This window comes from Photobacterium sp. (assembly GCF_033720175.1).
Taxonomy (GTDB): Bacteria; Pseudomonadota; Gammaproteobacteria; order Enterobacterales; family Vibrionaceae; genus Photobacterium.
Genome location: NZ_JAWWDA010000001.1, coordinates 522,584 through 540,041 on the forward strand (window position 1 = coordinate 522,584; position 17,458 = coordinate 540,041).

The 17,458-nt window shown below is 46.9% G+C and carries 15 protein-coding genes; 11 read left to right on the plus strand and 4 right to left on the minus strand.

Annotated elements, in window-relative coordinates; genetic code table 11:
• The first annotated feature begins 1 nt into the window (after position 1).
• Both cydD and cydC read left to right on the plus strand, forming a co-directional pair.
• Positions 2-1,774 (plus strand): heme ABC transporter permease/ATP-binding protein CydD, encoded by a 1,773-nt coding sequence (cydD, locus tag R3289_RS02275; protein WP_318923798.1) that lies wholly within the window; start codon positions 2-4, stop codon positions 1,772-1,774.
• The gene (gene cydC / locus R3289_RS02280) at positions 1,767-3,488 is read left to right on the plus strand and encodes a heme ABC transporter ATP-binding protein/permease CydC (RefSeq protein WP_318923800.1); all 1,722 of its coding nucleotides are present in this window, start codon (positions 1,767-1,769) and stop codon (positions 3,486-3,488) included. Before cydD ends, cydC begins: the two co-directional genes overlap by 8 nt.
• Positions 3,489-3,531: 43 nt before the next feature.
• Here cydC and R3289_RS02285 read toward each other — a convergent pair whose 3' ends face one another.
• The gene (locus tag R3289_RS02285; RefSeq protein WP_318923801.1) at positions 3,532-3,990 is read right to left on the minus strand and encodes a glycine zipper 2TM domain-containing protein; all 459 of its coding nucleotides are present in this window, start codon (positions 3,988-3,990) and stop codon (positions 3,532-3,534) included.
• Between the two features lie 49 nt (positions 3,991-4,039).
• Here R3289_RS02285 and aat point away from each other — a divergent pair, with 49 nt between their 5' ends.
• The 3 genes from aat to infA all read left to right on the plus strand — a co-directional run bounded on the left by aat (position 4,040) and on the right by infA (position 5,889).
• Entirely contained in the window at positions 4,040-4,753 is a 714-nt protein-coding gene (gene aat / locus R3289_RS02290) for a leucyl/phenylalanyl-tRNA--protein transferase (RefSeq protein WP_318923803.1), read from the plus strand.
• Positions 4,754-4,761: 8 nt separating this feature from the next.
• Positions 4,762-5,454: an arginyltransferase gene (locus R3289_RS02295; RefSeq protein ID WP_318923804.1), complete on the plus strand. Its 693-nt coding sequence runs from the start codon at positions 4,762-4,764 to the stop codon at positions 5,452-5,454.
• Positions 5,455-5,670: 216 nt separating this feature from the next.
• Positions 5,671-5,889 carry a translation initiation factor IF-1 gene (gene infA / locus R3289_RS02300; protein WP_006231244.1) on the plus strand — a complete coding sequence of 73 codons (219 nt, stop codon included), beginning with the start codon at positions 5,671-5,673 and terminating at the stop codon, positions 5,887-5,889.
• A gap of 170 nt (positions 5,890-6,059) precedes the next feature.
• On the opposite strand, the gene clpA is transcribed toward infA, so the two are convergent.
• Both clpA and clpS read right to left on the minus strand, forming a co-directional pair.
• Positions 6,060-8,324 carry an ATP-dependent Clp protease ATP-binding subunit ClpA gene (gene clpA, locus R3289_RS02305; RefSeq protein WP_318923806.1) on the minus strand — a complete coding sequence of 755 codons (2,265 nt, stop codon included), beginning with the start codon at positions 8,322-8,324 and terminating at the stop codon, positions 6,060-6,062.
• Positions 8,325-8,371: 47 nt separating this feature from the next.
• Complete coding sequence (gene clpS / locus R3289_RS02310; protein ID WP_107284560.1) at positions 8,372-8,692, minus strand: ATP-dependent Clp protease adapter ClpS; 321 nt, start codon at positions 8,690-8,692, stop codon at positions 8,372-8,374.
• Between the two features lie 868 nt (positions 8,693-9,560).
• Between clpS and cspD the strand changes: the two genes are divergently transcribed.
• Positions 9,561-9,782 carry a cold shock domain-containing protein CspD gene (gene cspD, locus R3289_RS02315; RefSeq protein ID WP_107284559.1) on the plus strand — a complete coding sequence of 74 codons (222 nt, stop codon included), beginning with the start codon at positions 9,561-9,563 and terminating at the stop codon, positions 9,780-9,782.
• Positions 9,783-10,111: 329 nt separating this feature from the next.
• Here cspD and icd read toward each other — a convergent pair whose 3' ends face one another.
• A complete protein-coding gene (icd, locus tag R3289_RS02320) occupies positions 10,112-11,365 on the minus strand; it encodes an NADP-dependent isocitrate dehydrogenase (RefSeq protein WP_318923810.1) in 1,254 nt (417 codons plus the stop codon).
• Positions 11,366-11,507: 142 nt separating this feature from the next.
• Between icd and rluE the strand changes: the two genes are divergently transcribed.
• From rluE to norV, 5 genes are all read left to right on the plus strand, one after another.
• Positions 11,508-12,158: a 23S rRNA pseudouridine(2457) synthase RluE gene (gene rluE / locus R3289_RS02325; protein ID WP_318923811.1), complete on the plus strand. Its 651-nt coding sequence runs from the start codon at positions 11,508-11,510 to the stop codon at positions 12,156-12,158.
• Between the two features lie 318 nt (positions 12,159-12,476).
• The gene (gene mnmA, locus R3289_RS02330; RefSeq protein ID WP_318923813.1) at positions 12,477-13,592 is read left to right on the plus strand and encodes a tRNA 2-thiouridine(34) synthase MnmA; all 1,116 of its coding nucleotides are present in this window, start codon (positions 12,477-12,479) and stop codon (positions 13,590-13,592) included.
• A gap of 14 nt (positions 13,593-13,606) precedes the next feature.
• A complete protein-coding gene (gene hflD, locus R3289_RS02335; protein WP_318923814.1) occupies positions 13,607-14,224 on the plus strand; it encodes a high frequency lysogenization protein HflD in 618 nt (205 codons plus the stop codon).
• A gap of 134 nt (positions 14,225-14,358) precedes the next feature.
• On the plus strand, positions 14,359-15,726 hold the full coding sequence (purB, locus tag R3289_RS02340) for an adenylosuccinate lyase (RefSeq protein WP_318923815.1): 1,368 nt from the start codon (positions 14,359-14,361) through the stop codon (positions 15,724-15,726).
• A 246-nt stretch (positions 15,727-15,972) separates the two neighbouring features.
• The gene (gene norV / locus R3289_RS02345; RefSeq protein WP_318923938.1) at positions 15,973-17,454 is read left to right on the plus strand and encodes an anaerobic nitric oxide reductase flavorubredoxin; all 1,482 of its coding nucleotides are present in this window, start codon (positions 15,973-15,975) and stop codon (positions 17,452-17,454) included.
• Positions 17,455-17,458: the final 4 nt, after the last annotated feature.

Below are 17,458 nucleotides of genomic sequence, written 5' to 3' on the forward strand. Positions count from 1 at the left end.
TATGGATAAACAATTACAACGTGATTTAACCCAGTGGTTAAAATCACAAAGCAAGTTAGCCAAACGCTGGCTTATGCTGAGTGTCGGGCTTGGTTTCCTTTCAGGGGTGCTCTTAGTCGGCCAAGCTGCGCTATTAGCCAATATACTCCACCAACTGATCATAGAACACACCGACAAGTATGAACTCGTCAGCCAGTTTGTCGGCCTGATCGCCATTGTAGGCTTACGCGCAGCTTGCAGCTGGGGGCGGGAAATTTTCGGCTACCGCTGCGGCGAACAAATTCGGCTCCATATCCGCCGGCTGATCTTAAACCGCCTGCACAGTCTGGGACCGGCTTACATCAAAGGCAAACCAGCCGGTGCCTGGGCCAGCCTGGTTCTTGAGCAAGTCGAAGAGATGCAAGATTTTTTTGCTCGCTACCTCCCTCAGATATCGATTGCGGTACTGGTTCCTGTCGTCATCCTGGTGACAGTCTTCCCTATAAACTGGGCTGCAGGCTTGATTTTTTTAATCACAGCTCCGCTTGTACCAATGTTTATGGCGTTAGTCGGCTTAGGGGCAGCAGATGCTAACCGACGTAACTTTAAAGCATTACAGCGCCTTTCCGGCCACTTTTACGATCGTTTGCAAGGGCTGTCTACCCTTCGTTTATTTAACCGCGCGGATGCAGAAGCTGAAAACCTTCATACCGCCTCGCATGTGTTGCGTAAACGCACCATGGAAGTATTGCGTCTCGCCTTCCTGTCGTCTGCAGTACTGGAGTTTTTCTCCGCCATTTCGGTTGCTATCGTTGCCGTTTACTTTGGTTTCTCGTTTATCGGTGAATTAAATTTCGGCCACTATGGTGTACCAATCTCGCTGTTTACCGGCCTTTTTGTCCTCGTCTTAGCTCCCGAGTTCTACCAGCCACTGCGTGATCTGGGTACCTTCTACCACGCTAAGGCCCAGGCTATCGGTGCTGCAGAATCGATCGTTGAGTTTCTTAACGTTGAAGCCGACGAAATGGCCGCTGGTGACAAAGAACTGCCGTCACCGGAAACCATCGAAATCAGGGTAAGCGATCTGGAAGTACTGAGCCCTCAGGGTCAGGTTCTTGCCGGCCCGTTAAGCTTCGATATTCTGGCCCGCGAACAGGTTGCTCTGGTCGGACCTAGCGGCGCGGGTAAGACCAGCCTGCTTAATGCCCTGCTCGGTTTCCTGCCTTATCGCGGCAGCTTGAAAATCAACGGGATCGAACTGAAAGAGCTGGATCACAGCGAGTGGCGTCAGGCGATTAGCTGGGTGGGACAAAACCCGCTGCTCGTTCATGGCACTGTCCATGACAACATCACCCTAGGCAACACGCTGGCAACCGATGAGCATGTTGGCCTGGTAGCAAAACAGGCCTATGCAGACGAGTTTATCAACCGTCTCGAAAAGGGCTACCAACACCATGTCGGTGATCGCTCCGGAGGCTTATCTGTAGGTCAGGCACAGCGTATTGCTGTTGCCCGTGCCATGCTGCAAAGCGGTGCATTTTGGGTCTTAGACGAACCCACCGCGAGTCTTGATGCTAACAGTGAAAAACTGGTGCTGAAAAGCCTGAGCCAAGCCGTACAAGGCCAAACAACGTTAATGGTCAGCCACCGCCTAGATCAGTTATCGACCATTGACCGTGTTCTGGTATTAGAAGACGGTAAGCTGGTTCAGAACGGTCATTTCGATCAAATCAGTCATGAAGGTTTACTCGCCGACATGCTTTCCCATACCGATAAGAGGGATCTCAATGCGTGATTTAATCCCTTACCTGAAGCTCTACCGTAAACACTGGTTCGGCCTGACTCTGGGCATGCTATTAGGTCTGGCGACCTTGCTTGCGGCAATGAGTCTGTTAACCCTTTCCGGTTGGTTTATTTCCGCTTCGGCGGTTGCAGGCTTAACTATTGCCCGTGAAACGTTCAACTACATGCTGCCCGGAGCCGGGGTTCGCGGGTTCTCAATTGCCCGTACCGCAGGCCGCTGGGGGGAGCGTGTGGTCAGCCATAATGCCACCTTTAAATTACTGGCCGATCTGCGTCTGTTCTTTTTCAAAAAGCTGACCCCCTTAATTCCGGGCCGTCAGGCTAACTTACGAGATGCAGACTTGCTAAACCGTCTGGTGGCAGATGTCGATGCGATGGACCACGTTTACCTGCGCCTGATCAGCCCGCTGACTATCGGCATTATCGGTCTGCTTACGATCACCGGCTTTCTGGCCTGGTTTGATTTAACGATCGGCCTGACCCTGGGAGCTATCCTGCTGACATTGATGCTAGCTCTGCCAGTGATTTTCTACCGCCTGGGTAAATCCAACGGTGCCGCGCTAACCTATGCCAAAGCCAACTATCGTATTAAGCTGCTGGATTGGTTGCAGGGACACGCAGAATTATTGCTGTTCAATGCGGAAGAACGCTACCGCAAGCAGGCAGAAGATGAACAGCAGTTATTGCTGGCAGCGCAACGCCGGATGGCCAGCCTGACCGGATTAGCCAATGCCATCCTGATGGCAGCAACGGGCTGGACCCTGGTACTGATTATCTGGATTGCCGCTGACGGTGTCGGTGGTGCTGCCCCCGATCCTTTCGTCGCCATGGTTGCCTTTGCCACGATGGCCAGCTTTGAGCTGATGATGCCTGTTGCGGGTGCCTTCCAGTATCTGGGGCAGACCCTGACATCGGCTCGTCGCCTGAACGAAATCATCGAAGCCACACCGGACACGCTATTTGATCCAAATGGCCATCAGGCTGCAGTGAAGGGTGATATCACTATTGATAATATCAGTTATACCTATTACGGCAGTGACCAACCGGTACTGAACAATGTGTCCGTCAGTCTGAAACAAGGGAAAAAGCTGGCACTGCTTGGCCGTACTGGTTGCGGTAAATCTACTCTGCTTCAGCTTCTGACCCGAAACTGGGATCCGCAACAGGGCCAAATCCGTATTGATGACGTGGTACTGCCGGATTGGCATGAAGACTCACTCCGGAAAGCCGTGACCGTCGTCAGCCAGCGCGTTGACGTGTTTAACGGCTCATTGCGTGAAAACCTGATACTGGCAAAACCGGAAGGTAGTGACGAAGAGTTTATCGCGGCGCTGAATAGCGTCGGTCTGCAAGTGCTGCTTGACGGTAAGGGGTTAGATACCTGGCTCGGTGATGGGGGACGCCAGATCTCGGGTGGTGAACGCCGTCGCTTAGGTATTGCCCGTGCACTGTTACATGATGCACCGATCCTGCTGCTCGATGAACCGACAGAAGGGCTGGATCGCCGTACCGAGCAGCAGATCCTGAACCTGCTACTGGAGCATGCCAAAAACAAAACCGTTCTGTTTATCACCCACCGCTTGGTGGGTCTGGAACAGATGGATCAGATTTGCCTGATGGATGAAGGCGAAATCATTGAACACGGGAAGCACAAAGAACTGTTGGCGGCAGGCGGCCGTTATTCAGAATTGTGCAATCGTATTTAAGGTTTGATAATTGAGAAAAACGAGGAATGAGAGTTCCTCGTTTTTAAAAAACCTTATCCACCCGTACCCCTTCATTGAAATAGAGAATTCGCACATTGTCACCCCGGCCGAAAATCATACTCTGGTCGACATCCTGAATCACATCAATCAATTTTCCGTCATCGGTTTTAATCAATATTTCCACCAGGCGATATTCAACGACTGTTTGACCAGGCTGGCGATTATGCGCAATGCTGGCTCCGGCCACAACACCGACAGCCGTTGCAACCTCACGGCCTGTACCGTCACCAAACTGATTGCCAATCAAGCCTCCCACCACGCCACCCAATAAGGTTTCCCAGCCGTTATGCCGCGAGTTAATCACTTCCTGCTGGGTGATATAGCGAACAGTATCGACTTGGCCGAAGACTATCTTGTTAACAGCACGGGCTTCATTACGGTTGTATGGCGCTGCCGTTAAAGTCAGTGGCAGCAATAACAGTAACATTAACAACGTTCTCATATATAATTTCCCCACAGGCCCTAATATTAAACTGAATAATTGAGTTTCTATGGCTATTTACCTGCCGGAATTAGACCCGGTTGATACGCATTTCCCTAACCCGGAAACCGCTCTTGACGATCCCAATGGCTTACTGGCTTTTGGCGGAGACTTACGGCCTGAACGTTTGGTGTCTGCTTATCGACAAGGGATCTTCCCCTGGTATTCTGATGGCGAGCCTATTTTATGGTGGAGCCCTGCTCCCCGGGCGATCTTCCTTCCAGACAAGTTTAGACCGAGCAAAAGCCTGCGTAAATTTTACCGTAAATCAGGATACCAAATCACGCTGAATAAAGCCTGTCATGAAGTGATCCGTCAATGCGCCGCCAGCCGGGGGCCGGACGCCACCTGGATAACGGCCAGCATGATGCAAGCTTATCAAGTCATGCATAATCTCGGCTATTGCCACTCCGTCGAAGTGTGGGATCAGGGCAAGCTGGTCGGTGGCCTGTATGGCTTACAAGTCGGGACAATCTTCTGTGGTGAATCGATGTTCTCGCTGGCAGACAATGCGTCAAAGATCGCGCTATGGTTTTTCTGTCGCCACTTCACCGCGCACGGCGGTAGCTTAATCGACTGCCAAATCATGAATGACCATCTAGAATCATTAGGTGCTGTCGAAATTGAACGTCGTCCGTTCATGCAACAATTGCATCGGGATAGAGATGCAATACTTAAAACCGGCTGCTACACAGCACAAGAGTTGCTGGTCCCAGCAGAATAAAGGCGTCTATGAATAACCTCTCTTTACGAATTGGTTTAACTCCCTTTTCTTATTGTAACTATCTGCCCGGCAAACAAGAGCAACTGGGCGTGGTAATGGACCAACACTGGCTTTCAGCCAAAGGTTACAGCGTACTGTTAGCTTCAGGTTATCGTCGCAGCGGCTGCGCTGTCTATAAACCCATGTGCGAACAATGTACGGCCTGTACCCCAATCCGTGTTGATTGCCAATGTTTCACACCATCGAAAAGTCAGAAGCGCCAGCTCAATCAGATGAAGAAGCTGCGCTGGGAATTTAAAGCCAAGTTAGATGACAACTGGTTCACGCTGTATGAAAAGTACATCCGGTTACGTCATGCTGAAGGCGCCATGTATCCCGCGAACAAACAACAGTTCTTTGATTTCTGCACCGCCGAATGGATGGACACGCTTTTTCTTCACGTCTATGAGGACGACACTCTGGTTGCCATTGCCGTTACTGACGTGTTTGTTGATGCGCTAAGCGCGGTATATAGCTTTTTCGAACCGGACTCGACGCTGTCGCTGGGTACTCTGTGTGTATTATTCCAGATTCAATACTGCCAGCAGACCGGACGAAAGTGGCTCTACCCCGGCTATCAAATTGATGCCTGCAAGGCGATGAATTACAAAATCAGATTTAAGCCACACCAAAAATTAATTCAGGGGCGATGGCAGGAATAGCCAGTAACATCGCCATCCTGACTGAAATTAGTACACTTAACCGTTACCTAATATGTGTATTTCGACAAAATCAGGGTAAAATGAACTTTAGTCGGTAACAAAAGCTGACAAAGAGTACAGGCAAGGGTAGAATTGCGGCCTAAACTTTACACTTAAACAGTTTAAAGGCATTATTCTGCCCGATCAGAAGAATGGCAGGTAGCCTAAGAGGATTCAATGGCAAAAGAAGACGTAATTGAAATGCAAGGTACTGTACAAGATACACTGCCTAACACTATGTTCCGCGTTGAACTGGAAAACGGTCACGTAGTTACCGCTCACATCTCTGGTAAAATGCGTAAGAACTATATCCGTATTCTGACTGGTGACAAGGTTACCGTGGAACTGACTCCGTACGACCTGACTAAAGGCCGCATCGTCTTCCGCGCACGTTAATCTTAAAACGAGATTAAAGAATACTGTGAAACCCGGCCAGTTGCCGGGTTTTATTTTGTCTGTTGTTAGTGTTCACCTAATACCTATCTACATCGGCAGATAAAAAATAACCACCTCTCAGCGGTTATTTCGTTTGTATTGTTGAAAACAGTTGTTGGTAAAAGCACTGGCTAATGCGCAGGTTCCATTTCGCTATTGAAATGGAAATCGAGTTCGCCATTGATGTAATCAACCCGTACCGAACCGCCGTTTACCAGGCAACCAAACAACAATTCATTGGCCAAAGGCTTCTTGAGGCGGTCTTGAATGAGTCGGGCCATCGGACGTGCCCCCATGCTCTTGTCATACCCTTTCTCTGCCAGCCAGACACGAGCACTATCAGAGACTTCCATCGAAACGCCACGGGCATCAAGCTGGGCTTGCAACTCAACAATGAACTTATCGACCACTTGAGAAATAACCTCTTTATCAAGGTTGTTAAACCAAATGATGCTATCTAAACGGTTACGAAATTCTGGTGTAAACACACGCTTAATTTCCGACATCGCATCCAGGCTGTGATCTTGCTGAATCAAACCAATCGACTTACGCACTGTCTCCGTGACACCGGCATTGGTAGTCATAACAAAGATGACATTACGAAAATCGGCTTTACGACCGTTATTATCCGTTAATGTCCCGTTATCCATTATCTGAAGTAGCAGGTTAAACACATCAGGGTGCGCTTTTTCAATTTCATCAAGCAATACGACCGAGTGCGGCTGCTTAATAACCGCATCAGTGAGCAGTCCACCCTGGTCATAACCGACATAACCGGGAGGCGCACCAATCAAACGGCTAACGGTATGTCGTTCCATATATTCCGACATATCAAAACGCAGCAACTCAATACCTAAAGTACGCGCCAGCTGAACGGTTACTTCCGTTTTACCTACCCCGGTAGGGCCCGCAAACAGGAATGAACCGACAGGTTTATTCTCAGCCCCCAAACCGGCACGACTTAACTTGATCGCTTCAGTCAGCGCATCAATAGCCGGATCCTGTCCAAACACCAGCATCTTCAGCTTACTATCCAGATTCTTCAGGACATCACGGTCACTCGATGACACTGATTTTTCAGGAATACGTGCCATTTTAGCGATCATCGCTTCGATATCGCTAACGTTAACGGTTTTCTTACGGCGACTCGCAGGCGCAAGGCGACAGCGGGCGCCGGCTTCATCTATCACATCAATTGCCTTATCAGGCAGATGACGTTCATTGATGTATTTCGCTGACAATTCGACCGCGGCACGAATCGCTTTATTGGTATAGCGTACATCGTGGTGTGCTTCGTATTTGGGCTTCAGGCCCATCAATATTTTAGTGGTGTCATCGATCGTAGGCTCAATAACATCGATCTTCTGGAAACGACGAGCCAACGCACGCTCTTTCTCAAAAATATTGCTGTATTCCTGGTAAGTCGTTGACCCCATGCAGCGAATTTTTCCGCTGCTCAGTAACGGCTTGATGAGGTTGGCGGCGTCTACCTGACCGCCAGACGCAGCACCTGCACCGATGATGGTATGAATTTCATCAATGAACAGAACCGCGTGAGCTTCTTTTTCAAGCTGTTTCAAAATACCTTTAAAGCGCTTCTCGAAGTCACCACGATATTTCGTTCCTGCTAGCAAAGAACCAATATCCAATGAATAGATAACACAGTCTTGAATAATTTCAGGAACCTGGCCTTCAACAATACGCCATGCCAGCCCCTCAGCGATGGCGGTTTTACCGACACCGGCCTCACCGACCAGTAATGGGTTGTTTTTTCGACGGCGACACAGAACCTGAACGGTGCGTTCAAGTTCGCTATCTCGGCCAATTAACGGATCAATACCACCGGCACGGGCCAGTTGGTTCAGGTTAGTTGCAAAGTTTTCCAGCTTGTCTTCTGAGCCTTGTTCAGCGCGAGGTTCTTCCCCTCCGACATCCGAACCACCCAAATCATCGTTGTCACTGTCCTTGACAGTACCGTGCGAAATGAAATTGACCACATCTAAACGGCTAATGTCACTTTTCTTCAGTAGATAAGCGGCATGAGATTCTTGCTCGCTGAAAATGGCAACAAGCACATTAGCACCCGTGACTTCACTGCGACCCGATGATTGGACATGGAAAACAGCGCGCTGCAGAACACGCTGAAAGCTTAGTGTTGGTTGCGTTTCACGGCTCTCATCATCCATAGGAATGAGCGGTGTGGTCTGCTCGATGAATGAATCAAGCTCCTTGCGTAAAACATCAAGGTCAGCGCGGCACGCTAACAGCGCTTCTTGAGCGGCGACGTTTTCTAGTAAGGCCAACAGTAAATGCTCAACGGTCATAAACTCATGGCGCTTTTCTCTCGCACGTGCAAATGCACCGTTCAAGCTGGCTTCAAGTTCTTTATTTAGCATAAGGCACCTCCCCTAAATACCACTCAATATGGCGTGCCGGAAAAAGTTTAAGCTTTCTCCATAGTACACAGTAGTGGATGTTCATGCTCCCTAGCATACATCATCACTTGTGCCACTTTCGTTTCAGCGACTTCAGCGGTGAAGGTTCCGCAAATGGCTTTCCCTTCATAATGTACAGAAAGCATCAACTGTGTGGCTTTCTCCAGATCCATGGAGAAGAACTTCTGTAACACTTCTATCACAAAATCCATCGGAGTGTAATCATCATTGTTTAAAATAACTTTATACATCGACGGTGGTTTAACCTGAGTTTTTTCCTCATCTAATACATCTGACTCAGGAATAATCCATTCATATAACTTACTCATAATCTCATCTTATAGCTAAAGAATCCAAATGCCATTTATTAACAAAAACTTAAAAGATCAATGCATAAATCCATGGCGACTAAATGGCGACACTTTTTCTCTACCTATACATCAACACTAATCCACCAATTGTATTCCAGCAAATCTAAGGTGGCTATGACCAAATTAATTTTTACAGCAACACCTATCTGTTTAAGCCTGTTAAAACAGTCAATATGGCCACGTTTGTCATAAACTGATCGGCAAGTGCCAGCTTAATCTGATTTTTTACGGCATTAACTATTTCCTCAATTTCCATTTTTCCTTTTTACGTTGAGCTCAACGATCTTTATCGTGCTCTTTAACCAAAAACGGTAAAAACATTCCTTGAAGCTCAACCAAATGTTTAATCACCCGTTTAAAACAAGTTCACTATCCTGCTGCCCTGCGAATCTTAAGGCTTTTTGGCTCTTGCGAAGGTGCGCTTTCTGTCGATGAACTTATATTCACGCCCTTAAATATCGAGTCTGTCACAAATAGCGAAAAGTGGCGCACATGTAATAAATAGATACCAAATATGATTTTATTTGAGTTTAGTGATTCTGAACAGTCTCTGATTATCGGCTCAGGGCCCATATGGCGCGGGTTGTGGGCGGCGAAGCTTATGATTTCATCTTCATCATTTGTTGAAGCACTTAGTATATCCGGATTAATAAAAAAAGATTTTATCCAAATGTTACAATATGCACTTGACTGTCTAGCACTTTTTACTAAAGTGTAACCTGTAGTAGATATAAACTGCATCAAATAGCATTAGTATGCAAGAGTTCGAGGATGAGCCTTGCTAACTAATGCAGAATGGAACTTGAATGCAAGAGGGATGTAAAGCATGGCAACAGGTACGGTTAAATGGTTCAATAACGCCAAAGGTTTTGGTTTCATCTGCCCTGAAGGAGGAGATGGTGATATCTTTGCACACTATTCAACCATCCAGATGGATGGATATCGAACACTAAAAGCTGGCCAGCAGGTCAACTATCATGTTCAGACTGGTCCTAAAGGTTTCCATGCCAGCGAGATAGTCCCGCTCGACGGTGATACGGCAAAATAGTCATCAACGTTAAGTCGCATCAAATCCTAAAGGTGGGCAATGTGCTCGCCTTTTTTTATCAAACGAACCAACCTTCTCACCAAGCTGCATTCGTCGCCTGACTAACATGTAAGTAATCTATTTCTGATCTCATTTTAACTCACGTAATACATCAATAAGCGAAAAGTCAGACCTTCCCGACCACTGAATAAAAAGTGAATAAACCCACCGTCATTATTAACATTTTAATTAACAAGTTAAATCTAGTGCACCCGACAGATTAAAGACCAACAAAAAAGGCCCAGCCGAAGCTGAGCCCTTTACATATCACGAGAGTAAAAAATGAATTTTTACATCTGCTCAATCATATCATTAGCAAACTCAGAACACTTACGAAGCGTTGCACCTTCCATCAGGCGTTCAAAGTCATAAGTTACCGTCTTATTGCTAATGGCAGCTTCGGTCGCGCTGATGATGAGATCAGCGGCTTCAGTCCAGCCCATGTGGCGAAGCATCATTTCAGCCGAAAGAATGAGTGAGCCAGGGTTTACTTTATCCTGACCGGCATATTTCGGTGCTGTACCGTGAGTGGCTTCAAATAGCGCTACGCCATCACCAATGTTTGCGCCTGGGGCAATACCGATACCTCCAACCTGAGCGGCAAGTGCATCCGAAATGTAGTCACCGTTCAAGTTCATGGTCGCAATAACATCGTACTCAGCAGGACGAAGCAGGATCTGTTGCAGGAATGCATCTGCGATACAGTCTTTAATAACGATCTCTTTGCCAGTGTTTGGATTCTTCAGTGTCATCCATGGACCACCGTCCAACAGCTCTGCTCCAAACTCTTGCAATGCAACTTCGTAACCCCAATCTTTGAAGGCACCCTCGGTGAACTTCATAATGTTCCCTTTGTGAACCAGCGTTAACGAGTCACGGTCATTATCGATTGTGTACTGGAGGGCTGCGCGGATCAGACGCTTAGTCCCTTCCTCAGAAATAGGCTTGATCCCGATACCACACTGCTGCGGAAAACGAATTTTCGTTGCGCCCATTTCGTCTTGCAGGAATTTAATGACTTTATCGGCTTCTGCCGTGCCAGCTTGAAATTCAACACCGGCGTAGATATCTTCTGAGTTTTCACGGTAGATAACCATGTCGGTCAGTTCCGGTTGTTTAACCGGGCTTGGTACGCCTTCGAAATAACGAACCGGACGCGCACAGATGTACAGATCAAGTTCTTGGCGCAGAGCAACATTAAGGGAACGAATACCACCGCCAACTGGAGTCGTTAACGGGCCTTTAATAGCCACTTTATATTCACGAATGAAATCTAAAGTTTCTTGCGGTAGCCACGCGTCTTCGCCATAAACCTGGGTTGATTTCTCACCGGTGTAGATTTCCATCCACTCAATTTTACGGTCGCCAGCGTACGCTTTTTTCACTGCCGCATCGACAACTTTGATCATTGCAGGACTTACATCAACACCAATACCATCACCTTCAATGTATGGAATGATCGGGTTGTTAGGAACGACCAGCTTACCGTTTGCGTCAAGTGTAATTTTTTGACCTTCAGCTGGTACAACTACTTTACTATCCATTTAAATCTCCTAGCGTCCATTTGTTATCTTTTTGTAAGATGCGCGCAAATCATACTTGAAATTTTACCAACACGCCAATTGAGTTTTTTTAGCGTATAATGGGACCGTCGAAATTACCAACCCCCAGAACAGCACGCTACCTATGAAGCCAAACACCTCCTATCGTCAAGCTCAACGGTCCAATAATGAGCGCAGAGCATCAAGAAAACTGCATAAACCAAAGCGCCCTCGCGGTCCGCAAAAGATCATTTTATTTAACAAACCATTCAATGTATTGACTCAGTTTTCCGGTGAACCTGGCGATAAAACACTGTCTGATTACATCCCGGTAAAAGACATCTATCCTGCCGGACGGTTAGATAAAGACAGCGAAGGTTTGTTGGTGTTAACCAACGATGGCGTACTTCAGGCTCGCTTGACTCAGCCAAAATCTAAATCACCTAAAATCTATTGGGCGCAGGTCGAGGGCGTTCCTAGCGATGATGATCTGGAGCAACTCCGTAAAGGGGTAACCTTAAATGACGGGCCAACCCTACCTGCAGATATTGAGCGTATTACTCAACCTGAAATATGGGATCGTAACCCACCAATTCGTGAGCGTAAAAACATACCGACAACCTGGCTTGCGATCACGTTGAGAGAAGGCCGGAATCGGCAGGTACGTCGTATGACCGCCCACATCGGCTTTCCGACCTTGCGCCTGATCCGCTATAAGATGGCGGACTGGACAGTTAATGATCTGGCCCCTGGCGAGTGGCGTGAAGTGACTTTAATACCGACAACTGACCACTAACCTCTGTGCGGCTAAATAAATATTGCTTGCCGGTAGCGTTCGCTGCCGGTATTTCCTGACCGATTTTTATCACGGGTCCACACATAAAAAGCTACACATTGCATGCGTGTTCAACTATTATTGCCAGCAATTAGCAAACGTTTGCGTGACTGTAAGGTAAGACCTTGAGTTTTTATCATAAAGGCGTATTCATGCAGCATATTGTCGTTTTTTCAGTACGATAAAATTATTAAAGTGTGATTCTGCTCTCGGTCTGTTTCGGCCCTGAGCTTTCTGTTAGAATTACACTCTTATCACTACTAGCGACTTAAGAGAAATATGTCAGATAACAGCCAGAAAAAAGTCATTGTCGGCATGTCCGGCGGCGTTGACTCTTCCGTATCAGCTTACTTATTGCTTCAACAGGGCTATCAGGTTGAAGGCCTGTTTATGAAGAACTGGGAAGAAGACGATAATGAAGAATACTGCTCTGCCGCAGAAGATCTCGCTGATGCGCAAGCTGTATGTGACAAGCTAGGGATCCACCTTCATACGATTAACTTTGCAGCAGAATACTGGGATAATGTGTTCGAGTACTTTCTGGCTGAATACAAAGCAGGTCGTACACCTAACCCGGATATCCTTTGCAACAAAGAGATCAAATTCAAAGCCTTCCTGGAGTTCGCCGATGAAGTTCTGGAAGCTGATTACATTGCGATGGGTCACTACACTCGACGTAGTTTCCCGACCGGTGAAGGCGAAAAGCCACAGATGTTACGCGGTGTCGACACCAACAAAGATCAGAGCTACTTCCTGTATACCCTTAGCCATGAACAAATTGCGCGCAGCCTGTTCCCGGTCGGTGAGTTGGAAAAACCCGAAGTACGCCGTATTGCAGAAGAGCAAGATCTGATCACCGCGAAGAAAAAAGATTCAACCGGTATCTGCTTTATCGGTGAGCGTAAATTCACTGAGTTTTTAAGTAAGTACCTTCCGGCTCAGCCAGGAAATATTGAGACGGCTGATGAAGGCAAAGTGATTGGCGAGCACCAGGGCCTGATGTACCACACCCTGGGACAGCGTAAAGGTCTGCACATCGGTGGTCAGAAAGGCGGTGGCGGCAATGAAGATGCGTGGTACGTTGTCGATAAAGATGTTGAGCGTAACGTATTGGTTGTTGGACAGGGTAAAGATCACCCACGCCTGAAATCGAATGGTTTAATCGCCTCTCAGCTACACTGGGTTGATCGTCAGCCAATTCGTGCACCAATGACTTGCACTGTAAAAACCCGTTACCGGCAGCAAGATATTCCTTGCACCATTATCCCTGTGGATGATGAGAACATCAAAGTGATTTTCGATGAGCCTCAAATTGCCGTTACTCCGGGTCAGTCCGCAGTATTTTATCAAGATGAGATCTGCCTTGGCGGCGGTATTATTGAGCAGCGAATCTAAAGGAGCAGGCACTCGTGGCAAACACTCTGTATGACCGAACTATCGCATTTGCCGGTATTTGTCAGGCTATAAAGCTTGTTCAAACAATTGCCCGTGACGGCACGTGTGATAGCAATGAACTGGAAGCATGTCTGAACAGTATCTCTGTAACAGATCCTTCAAATACTGTTGAAATTTATGGTAATGAGGCCAACCTGAGACTTGGTCTTGAAACCTTAGTGTCCGAAATAGATAGCACACCATCGGGTAATGAAATTACGCGTTATCTGGTGAGCGTTATGGCACTGGAGCGCAAGCTATCCGGCCGACGTGACAGCATGGCACAGCTGGGCGATCGTATTGATACCATCAAACGTCAAACGGATCATTACGAGTTATTAGATGATCAAATGATAAGTAATCTTGCCAGTATCTATCTGGATATTATCAGCCCTCTCGGCCCAAGAATTCAGGTAACCGGTACACCTGCGCATCTTCAGCAGCCACAAGTACAACATAAAGTACGCGCTTTGCTTTTAGCAGCGGTACGAAGTGCCGTACTTTGGCGCCAGGTTGGCGGCAAACGTCGTCACCTGATCTTCGGTCGGAAACAAATGGTTGAACAAGCAAAGATCTTGCTCGCCCGCTGTTAATTTTACGGGCTTACCCGCTTATGTGATAAGTCATAATGTAGTTTATTAATCGATATCCTTAGCTATTCATCAGCTGAACAGCTAAGGATTTACATATACTGTTCTAACCTCATCAATATCAGGAGAGAGACAACATGGAACTGTCAGCATTGACTGCTGTTTCCCCGGTAGACGGCCGTTACGGAAGTAAAACAAGTGCACTTCGCAGCATTTTCAGCGAATTTGGTCTGCTAAAATATCGCACTATTGTTGAAGTCCGTTGGTTACAAAAACTAGCCGCTACTGATGCTATCGTCGAAGTTCCTGCGTTCAGTGATGAAGCAAATCAGTTTTTAGATCGCATCGCTGCTGAATTTAGCGAAGAAGATGCGCTGCGTATAAAAACAATCGAGCGTACGACTAACCACGACGTTAAAGCTGTTGAATACTTCCTGAAAGAGAAAGTTGCAGAAGTACCAGAACTACACGCAGTCAATGAATTCATTCACTTTGCTTGTACTTCTGAAGACATCAACAACCTTTCTCACGCACTCATGCTTAATGAAGCGCGTGAAAAAGTAATGCAGCCAGAGATCCGCAACGTTATCGATGCAATCAAAGGCCTTGCGAAGGAATACCGCGACATTCCATTACTTTCCCGTACCCACGGCCAGCCCGCTTCTCCATCAACGATGGGCAAAGAAATGGCCAACGTGGCGTACCGTATGGAACGTCAGTTCAAGCAAATCGAAAACGTTGAAATTCTGGGTAAAATCAACGGTGCTGTAGGTAACTACAACGCTCACATTTCTGCTTATCCGGAAATCGACTGGCACCAGTACAGCGAAGAGTTCGTCACATCTCTTGGCATTACCTGGAACCCGTACACAACGCAAATCGAACCGCATGACTACATTGCTGAGCTGTTTGATGCGTTTGCTCGTTTCAATACTATTCTTCTGGATTTTGACCGTGACGTTTGGGGCTACATTGCTCTGGGTCACTTCAAGCAAAGAACAATCGCGGGCGAAATCGGTTCTTCAACGATGCCGCACAAAGTCAACCCAATCGACTTCGAAAACTCTGAAGGTAACCTGGGTCTTGCTAACGCGCTGTTCTCTCACCTTGCCCAGAAACTGCCTGTATCCCGATGGCAGCGTGATCTGACTGACTCAACCGTTTTACGCAACCTGGGTGTCGGTTGTGGCTACGCAATCATTGCTTATACTTCGACACTGAAAGGTATCAGCAAGCTGGAAGTCAATCAGGCAGCACTAGAGGCTGAACTGGACAAGAACTGGGAAGTTCTGGCTGAGCCTGTACAAACCGTTATGCGTCGCTACGGCATCGAAAAGCCATACGAGAAGCTGAAAGAGCTGACTCGCGGCAAGCGTGTGGATGGCGAAGGCATGCGTACCTTCATCGACGGTCTTGAGCTGCCTGAGCACGAAAAAGCACGCCTGAAAGAGATGACACCGGCTAACTACATCGGTGACGCAATTAAGCTTACTGACAAGCTGTAATTCTTTCAAATATCATTACGAAATGGGCTGGCATTTTTGCCGGCCCTTTTTCCTTCTTTATCCCCCCTATTCTTATCCTCCCTCTGTAGCAACAAAGACTGAAAAAGCTTTTATTGAAAATAAACCATATATATCAATAATATATTTATAACATGTATAATTTATGCAACTTTAGTATTGCAAGAAGTCTTTCCTGGATATAACATGCAATCAAAATACATGTTAAGCAAAGTGCAGGTTAATGATATGTCTATTCACGTTAAGAACAATATTCACTGGGTTGGTCAACGCGACTGGGAAGTTCGAGATTTCCACGGCACAGAATATAAAACATTAAAAGGAACGAGCTATAACAGTTACCTGATCCGTGAAGGTAAAAACGTGTTAATTGATACCGTTGATCATAAGTTTAGCTACGATTTCATCCAACAACTTGAGCAAGAGATCGACCTGAACGAAATTGATCTTATTGTGATCAATCACGCGGAAGAAGATCATGCCGGTGCATTATCTGTTCTGATGAGCAAGATCCCAAACACCCCTATTTACTGTACTGAAAATGCGATTGACTCCATTACCGGTCATCACCACCATCCGGAATGGAATTTCAATACCGTCAAAACGGGCGACAGTATTGATATCGGTAATGGCAAGTCACTGGTCTTTATTGAAACTCCTATGCTGCACTGGCCTGACAGCATGATGACTTATATGACAGAAGATGCGGTGTTATTTAGTAACGACGCGTTTGGTCAGCATTACTGCGATGAGCGCCTGTTCAATGACGAAGTAGAGCAAAACGAGTTAATGGAACAATGCCTGCGCTATTACGCAAACATTCTGACACCATTTAGCCCGCTGGTAACCGCGAAGATCCACGAGGTACTTGGCTTTAATCTGCCTGTTGATATGGTTGCCACCTCTCACGGTGTGATTTGGCGTGACAACCCTACTCAGATCATTGAAAAATATCTTGAGTGGGCTGATGAGTATAAAGAAGACAAAATCACAATCTTCTATGACTCTATGTCAAATAACACCCGTATGATGGCTGATGGTATCGCTCAGGGGATCACTGAAGCGGATCCTAATGTGACGGTAAAAATATTCAACGTCTCACGTCATGATAAGAATGAAATTCTGACCCATGTCTTCGGCTCTAAAGGTGTATTAGTCGGCTCATCAACAATGAACAACGTGATGATGCCTAAAGTTGCCGGCATGCTAGAAGAAATTACCGGTCTGCGCTTTAAAGCAAAAAAAGCGGGGGCTTTTGGCAGCTACGGCTGGAATGGCGGTGCTGTTGACCGTATTCATGCCCGCTTAACGGATGCCGGTTTCTTTACCACTGTTAGCCTTAAAACAAAATGGCGACCAGACTCAAATGCACTGGAAACATGCCGCGAACATGGCCGCAAAATTGCGCGCGAATGGGCACTTCAGCCGCTACCAAAGCAGGCAGAAGCAGAGGTTACCGCTACAGGTTCAACACAACAAGAAACAGTGACTATCTCTCGTTCGGAGTCAAAAAAAACGGATACCAGTCACTCTGTTACTACTGAGCAAGATCAGAAAATGATTTGTACTGTTTGTCAGTGGGTTTACGACCCTGAATTCGGCGAGCCTAACCAGGATGTTGAACCAAAGACACCGTGGTACGAAGTACCTGACTATTTCCTTTGCCCTGAATGTGGCATCGGAAAAGAAGTATTCGAACCTACGGAGTAAATAA

Coding starts and splice junctions, on each gene's coding strand:
- cydD (WP_318923798.1), top strand. CDS start 2: ATGGATAAACAATTACAACGTGATTTAACCCAGTGGTTAAAATCACAA.
- R3289_RS02285 (WP_318923801.1), bottom strand. CDS start 3,990: ATGAGAACGTTGTTAATGTTACTGTTATTGCTGCCACTGACTTTAACG.
- aat (WP_318923803.1), top strand. CDS start 4,040: ATGGCTATTTACCTGCCGGAATTAGACCCGGTTGATACGCATTTCCCT.
- clpA (WP_318923806.1), bottom strand. CDS start 8,324: ATGCTAAATAAAGAACTTGAAGCCAGCTTGAACGGTGCATTTGCACGT.
- icd (WP_318923810.1), bottom strand. CDS start 11,365: ATGGATAGTAAAGTAGTTGTACCAGCTGAAGGTCAAAAAATTACACTT.
- purB (WP_318923815.1), top strand. CDS start 14,359: ATGGAACTGTCAGCATTGACTGCTGTTTCCCCGGTAGACGGCCGTTAC.
- infA (WP_006231244.1), top strand. CDS start 5,671: ATGGCAAAAGAAGACGTAATTGAAATGCAAGGTACTGTACAAGATACA.
- norV (WP_318923938.1), top strand. CDS start 15,973: ATGTCTATTCACGTTAAGAACAATATTCACTGGGTTGGTCAACGCGAC.
- clpS (WP_107284560.1), bottom strand. CDS start 8,692: ATGAGTAAGTTATATGAATGGATTATTCCTGAGTCAGATGTATTAGAT.
- R3289_RS02295 (WP_318923804.1), top strand. CDS start 4,762: ATGAATAACCTCTCTTTACGAATTGGTTTAACTCCCTTTTCTTATTGT.
- rluE (WP_318923811.1), top strand. CDS start 11,508: ATGAAGCCAAACACCTCCTATCGTCAAGCTCAACGGTCCAATAATGAG.
- cspD (WP_107284559.1), top strand. CDS start 9,561: ATGGCAACAGGTACGGTTAAATGGTTCAATAACGCCAAAGGTTTTGGT.
- mnmA (WP_318923813.1), top strand. CDS start 12,477: ATGTCAGATAACAGCCAGAAAAAAGTCATTGTCGGCATGTCCGGCGGC.
- cydC (WP_318923800.1), top strand. CDS start 1,767: ATGCGTGATTTAATCCCTTACCTGAAGCTCTACCGTAAACACTGGTTC.